The sequence below is a fragment of the Rahnella sp. ChDrAdgB13 genome (assembly GCF_017655185.1).
GTDB lineage: Bacteria > Pseudomonadota > Gammaproteobacteria > Enterobacterales > Enterobacteriaceae > Rahnella > Rahnella contaminans.
Window position 1 is genome coordinate 1 of record NZ_JAEMGT010000085.1, and the last position, 5,782, is coordinate 5,782.

Here is a 5,782-nt window from a genome sequence, read left to right on the forward strand (position 1 = left end):
AGTGTACGAATTGCCTGAGGAAGTTACTGACAGGGAGACTTTTTATCTAAATCCGATTTATTCAACAAAGCCGTCAATGGTCTGACCGGAGGTATCAACTGCCCGGTACAGATTTTTCCACTGCCCCCTGACTTTGATGCAGGTTTCATCCATTCGTCACCGGCGACCCGTGCGACGTTTATGCCGGAGGAAGGCCTTATCCAGCAAGGGCACCAGGCGGATAACCCAGCTGTGAAGCGTGGAATGGTTACCACCACGCCGCGCTCGGCCATCATCTCCTCGAGATTTCGCAGGCTAAGTGAGTAGGCCTGATTCCAGCGAACACACTGGTCAATAACGTCAACGGGATAATGCAGCCGTTTGAAGGCTTTTCGGATCAGGGACATGGGCAGACAACATTACAAAAAAAAACAGCATTTTACCTGACGGCTCCTTAACGCGACAGGCCAAAAATACCACCACACGGGCGGTCAGCGGTTCTTATCCTTTTGCCGTAGCAAATAATTTAGCCTTTTAATCTCCATCTCAAGATCAGTAATGGCGTCCAGCGCGACGTCAATAACGGAGTCTACCGGTCTCCCTTTATAATGGTCCTCCGAACATAGAACTCCGTGTGCGGCTCGCATCAGGATAGTCTGTGCGTCTTTGTCTGGCATACTAAATGCCTCCTGCCATTGTTATGATCAAACATCAGTTTAGCTGGAATTCGACCTGATGGGAGGACTTTATTTATTTTTACAATTAGATTGGTCCATGTCTAACGCGGTAATGACTCCAATTAGTAGAACATATACTTTTCGATGAAGGCCCAATGACTTTTTCATGCAGCTCAACAGTGCGTGAGAAACAGGTGGTCTTGCGAGTGAGTCTTTTAATTCGGGTGCGTAAAGTCAGGTTGTTACGCTCAATGCGCTGAGTGAAGATTTTTCCTGTCAGATGCTTATCCTTTGGCACTTCTCTCGCGTAACTTCCCCAGTTGTCGCTGGTTATCATGCCAATACTGAACGACGAAAGTAGTGCGAGTAATTCTCGGCAGGTTTCATCGGTTCGGGGACCTAAAGTGTAGGCCAGGACACCGCCATTCTTTGTGTTGTAGGCATACCATAGCCAGTGTTGCTGAGCCTTGCTCCCGAAGCCCCATTATTCATCGAGCTCACAGATAAGGGCTACATCGCCATGAGCGACCGGTGACGAGGTTACCCTGCGTGGCGTGAGTTTTTTAAAGTCCTGATAACGGTGTTGATGCCGATGTTTAGCACTCTGGCAGTATCCCTAACGCCAGAGCCATTGAAAGCCATCTCAATAACCTGCTCTTTCACTCCAGGCTTTCGGGCTTCGTAGGTATATGTAAGCTGGAATACCCGGTGGCAATCACGACAGCGAAACCGGTCAGAACCTTTCGGGCTTTGCCCATGGCAGTAAACCTGAGAAGACTGACAACGGGGACAGTGGACATTAACGCTCGCCATGAGGAACCTCAAAAAACCATATTGTACATCGAATTCTACTAATTGGAGGCATCACCTGAAAAGGCATTGCGCACTCTCCTGGTCGCCCCCGGTCAGAACCGGAGGCTGAGATTTTTTTTCAGAAGGGAACGGTATTCGTCAGTACTAATGAAAAGACCATGATTAATGAAATAATCACAACCGGTGTGAACGCGAAACGGATATGATCTTTCAGCTCGACGCCGGTTAAACCTATGGCCAGATAGGTTGTGGCAAATACAGGGCTCAGCATCATCGTGATATTTTTCCCCACGACCATCGTCAGCCCCATTTGCTCCCACGTCAGCCCGTAGCTTGTGCCGACTTTCGCGACCAGCGGATAGATCCCGTAGAAGAAGGCATCCGGGCCGATGACAAAACCGATTAATCCGCCTAATACGCCCATGATGATATGCAGGTGCGTTCCCAGCGCTGCGGGCATGACATGCAATACCACATCCGCCATTTCCGTCAGGATTGAGTGCTCACCACCGCCCCCCAGAATACCGACAAATGCCCCGGCGGCCATGACAGTGCCGGATATCATATAGGCAGAATAGGCATATTTTTTCATTACGCCCTCCTGCAATTTCAGCGAACGGTGATTAAAGATCATCGCCACTGAAAAGGCGCACATGAAAATAACGTAGGCCTGAATTTTCGTCACCAGGAGCAACACGGTCACACCGATGACCAGCAGCACATTCATGTAGAACAGCGCTTTATTACCTGGTGTGGCATTATTATGCACATCGCCCTGCACATACTTTTCCGGTTCTGAAACATTCTCGGGAATATCCAGACCGAGGCGAATGCGCTTTTGTTCGCGAACGCCAAGGAAGGCTCCCAGAAAAATAATACATACCAGCCCCACCACCTGAGTCGGGATCAGATGATGGTAAAGCTCGTTAACGTCCAGGCCTGAAACCGCCGCCACGCGCGCAAGCGGACCAGCCCACGGCGTGATATTTGTCACCCCCATCCCGGCGGCGAGCATACACAGCAACACCACGGGGCGGATCCCCATCTTTTTATAAACAGGTAACATCGCGCCGACGGTAATGAGCACCGAAGGCACCGAGGAGCCATCCAGATGGGCTACGGTGGCAATAAACCCCGTGACAATGACAATAGCGGTGACGTTATTTCCAGCCAGTTTTATCAGCCAGTTAACCAGCGGCTGAAATACGCCTGCATCAGTCATAATACTGAAGAAAATAATTGAAAATGTAAAAAGAACAGCATTGGGTGCCGTTTGCATGACACCTTTAATGATATATTCATTCATTTCTAACGGTGAGTAACCGGCACAAAAACCGGCGACCACTGACAGGAAAATAAACAGCGAAATAGGCGTTGCTTTCCCTTTAATTAAAAAGAACATCAGACAGGCTATGAGCACATAGCCAACCAAAGCAAGGTACATTGGATTTTCCTTATTTTAATTCTTTATATTTTTATCAATAACGTCAAACAGGACAACCCGCCTGACGTAAAATGGAATTAAACCGCTCAGGATCACTGGTGCCATTTTCATTACTTTCCCGGATTTTGGCCTCTTTACACAAATGCGCCAATGCTTTGGTCAGGATATTTTCGGCCTGTGACGCCGATATAGCAACCGCCCCGTCACTGTCAGCAATCACTAAATCGCCGGGGTTCACTACCATTCCCGCGCAGGTTATAGCGACATTCACCATGCCCGGCCCCGATTTGTCAGGCCCGCGATGCGTGTGCCCTTTTGCAAATACCGGGATCTGACCGTCTGCCCATTCCGTGAGGTCACGGATAGCGCCATCGACAACGAATCCGGCAATTTTTTTAGTGATTGCGGTCGTTCTGATCAACCCACCGATCAGTGCCTGAGTCAGATCGCCACCGCCATCAATCACAATGACATCACCGGGTTGAGCCATTTCCAGGGCTTTGTGAATCATTAAATTATCACCCGGACGCACTTTCACCGTAATTGCCGGGCCACAAATCGTAATACTTACATCATCATGGTAACGGTGCATATTCATGGTGCCGGTATTACGCCCCATGCAGTCTCCGGCAACGGCAGCAGGCACCACTTTGAAGGCTTCAATGGTTTTTTTATCAATCACATTCAGCCGTGGTGCAATATAAAAGCCCGCTGGCCAGTCGGCATGTTCATTACGCATAGCAATCCTCAATCTTGAAAAAATTCCGGGATATTAACCTCATCTTTGCGTGGAGATTATTGACCCTTCGACCTATGCCTTCTAATATATTTTTTTATTAAACCTATGAATTTAAGATATAGATCATGAATAACAGAGACTTAGATTACTTTGTTGCAGCAGCACAGATAATGAATCTGGGATTAGCATCACAAAACCTGAATATCACGCAACCTGCGCTCTCGAAATCTATTTCACGGCTGGAAAAAGAGCTTGGGGTAAAACTGTTTAAGCGAGCCGGACGCGGGCTGGAACTCACTGAAGCGGGGAGATTGCTTTACCAGCGGGGCTTATCGCTGCAAAGCGCGTATAACGAAACCACGACGGTGATAAAGGAGCTGAGCCGTGGCACCGGCGGTATTGTCCGTATGGGGATTTCCGGTTCTGCGACACAATTTCTCTTACCCGAAATGTGCAAAGTGCTGCAATCGGAAGTCCCCAATGTGAAACTTGAAATTCAGATCGGCATGAACGACGTCCTCAACCATCAGCTCGAGCGGCATGTGCTGGATATTGTGATCGGTCCTCTGATTAACTATGAGCGGGCGCTGGTACAGCTCCCGGTAACCGCAGACCGGGTTGTGGTGGCCGCATCACGCAGCCACCCTCTGGCCGGCAAGCCAGCGTCCCTGCATGATCTCAGCCGTTACGGGTGGATTTTACCGGCCAAAACAGTCTCAATGCGGCAATGGCTGGACCGGGTGTTTTATGAAAATAATTGCCCGGTGCCTGACGTTAAAATTGAGATCAGCTCGCTGGCCGCCGTGCCCGGCCTGATTGCGAAAAGCGGGTTGCTGAGTTTTTTGTCGGAAAACAGTCTTAATGAAGAAGAATTCGGCTCAAGATTAATTCGCATCGATAATGATAAGCTCATCATGGAACGACGCGTAGGTATTACTTACCTTGAGGATGCATTCCTGACGCCGGCAACGCAAAAGGTTGTCGAAGTGACACAAATTTTCGGGAAAAAAATGGGGATAACGCCCCGCCGTCACAGTGATCCACAGTGAGGTCCGGTCGCCGGATAACCGGACTTCATACTGCGGATGATTTAAGATATTTTCAGGCATCAAATCAATAAGGTAATGATACCAACTTACTGATTTAGTGTATGATGGTATTTTTGAGGTGCTCCTGTGGCATCCGTTTCCGTCTGAAGTCCCTCCTGCTCCGCGACTGAAGGCGTGGTTCGTAATGGCAAAAGTACCTCAGTACCTCAGCGGTGTCTCTGCCCTCACTGCCGTAAAACATGGCAACTCCAGTTCACTTACACCGCTTCTCAGCCCGGTACACACCAGAAAATCGTTGATATGGCCATGAATGGCGTCGGATGCCGTGCCACCGCACGCATTATGGGCGTGGGTCTCAACACCATTTTCCGCCATTTAAAAAACTCAGGCCGCGGTCAGTAACCTCCCGGATACAGCCGGGCAGTGACATCATCGTCTGTGCGGAGATGGAAGAGCTGTGGGGTTATGTTAAGCCGGTTTCAGGTAACATGCTGTTTTTTTTTTAATAATACTGCCAACCCATATCTCTGATCCCAAAATCCTTTAATCGCCTGCATTATCCCGTCGATATCCTTGCTCAGTGTGTACGCTGGTATCTCACTTATGCCCTGAGCCTGCGTAATATCGAGGAATGATGGCTGAGCGCGGCATTGTCGTTGACCATTCCACGCTTCTTCGCTGGGTCATCCGTCTGGTGCCGTTACTGGATAAAGCATTTCTCCGGCATAAGCGCCCCGTGGGGTGCCGCTGGAGAATGGATGAAACCTACATCAAAGTCAGAAGACAGTGGAAATACCTGTATCGGGCGGTTGACACTGCAGGTCAGACCATCGACTTTTTGTTGACCGCCCGACGTGATGCCGCAGCTGCCCTGTGTTTCTTCCGCAAAGACATCCGTCACCCCGGCGAAACTGAACGATAAAAGCGGTGCCAATACTGCGGCTCTAGCCACACTCAATGCCGACAAACCTGATAAGGAAAACATCACTGTCAGGCAAAGCAAGTATCTGGGGGTGTAAGCGGGAACCGTCCAAAATTTTGTCACGTCCGTCACTTTTATTTCTTTCTGTCTGAGAAAGCG

Annotated in this window: 3 protein-coding genes and 4 pseudogenes; 3 read left to right on the plus strand and 4 right to left on the minus strand. The window is 49.3% G+C overall.

What is annotated here, in order from left to right; all coding sequences use genetic code 11:
- Nucleotides 1-72: 72 nt before the first annotated feature.
- The 4 genes and pseudogenes from J8X26_RS20055 to J8X26_RS20070 form a co-directional block, all read right to left on the minus strand.
- Nucleotides 73-386 (minus strand): annotated as a pseudogene (locus J8X26_RS20055) (DDE-type integrase/transposase/recombinase); the annotation flags it as partial.
- Between the two features lie 392 nt (nucleotides 387-778).
- A pseudogene (locus tag J8X26_RS20060) lies at nucleotides 779-1,469 on the minus strand (IS1 family transposase).
- A gap of 118 nt (nucleotides 1,470-1,587) precedes the next feature.
- Complete coding sequence (locus J8X26_RS20065; RefSeq protein WP_208951755.1) at nucleotides 1,588-2,913, minus strand: CitMHS family transporter; 1,326 nt, start codon at nucleotides 2,911-2,913, stop codon at nucleotides 1,588-1,590.
- A 43-nt stretch (nucleotides 2,914-2,956) separates the two neighbouring features.
- Nucleotides 2,957-3,652 carry an RraA family protein gene (locus J8X26_RS20070; RefSeq protein WP_208951756.1) on the minus strand — a complete coding sequence of 232 codons (696 nt, stop codon included), beginning with the start codon at nucleotides 3,650-3,652 and terminating at the stop codon, nucleotides 2,957-2,959.
- A gap of 125 nt (nucleotides 3,653-3,777) precedes the next feature.
- On the opposite strand from J8X26_RS20070, the gene J8X26_RS20075 reads away from it, so the two are divergent.
- The 3 genes and pseudogenes from J8X26_RS20075 to J8X26_RS20085 form a co-directional block, all read left to right on the plus strand.
- Nucleotides 3,778-4,701 carry a LysR family transcriptional regulator gene (locus J8X26_RS20075; RefSeq protein WP_244370728.1) on the plus strand — a complete coding sequence of 308 codons (924 nt, stop codon included), beginning with the start codon at nucleotides 3,778-3,780 and terminating at the stop codon, nucleotides 4,699-4,701.
- A 174-nt stretch (nucleotides 4,702-4,875) separates the two neighbouring features.
- Nucleotides 4,876-5,204 (plus strand): annotated as a pseudogene (locus J8X26_RS20080) (IS1-like element transposase); the annotation flags it as partial.
- Nucleotides 5,205-5,222: 18 nt separating this feature from the next.
- Nucleotides 5,223-5,711: pseudogene (locus J8X26_RS20085) on the plus strand (IS6 family transposase); the annotation flags it as partial.
- Nucleotides 5,712-5,782 lie beyond the last annotated feature (71 nt).

Bases quoted from the DNA above. Each gene is read 5' to 3' on its own strand.
- J8X26_RS20065 (WP_208951755.1), bottom strand. From the start codon at position 2,913: ATGTACCTTGCTTTGGTTGGCTATGTGCTCATAGCCTGTCTGATGTTC.
- J8X26_RS20070 (WP_208951756.1), bottom strand. From the start codon at position 3,652: ATGCGTAATGAACATGCCGACTGGCCAGCGGGCTTTTATATTGCACCA.
- J8X26_RS20075 (WP_244370728.1), top strand. From the start codon at position 3,778: ATGAATAACAGAGACTTAGATTACTTTGTTGCAGCAGCACAGATAATG.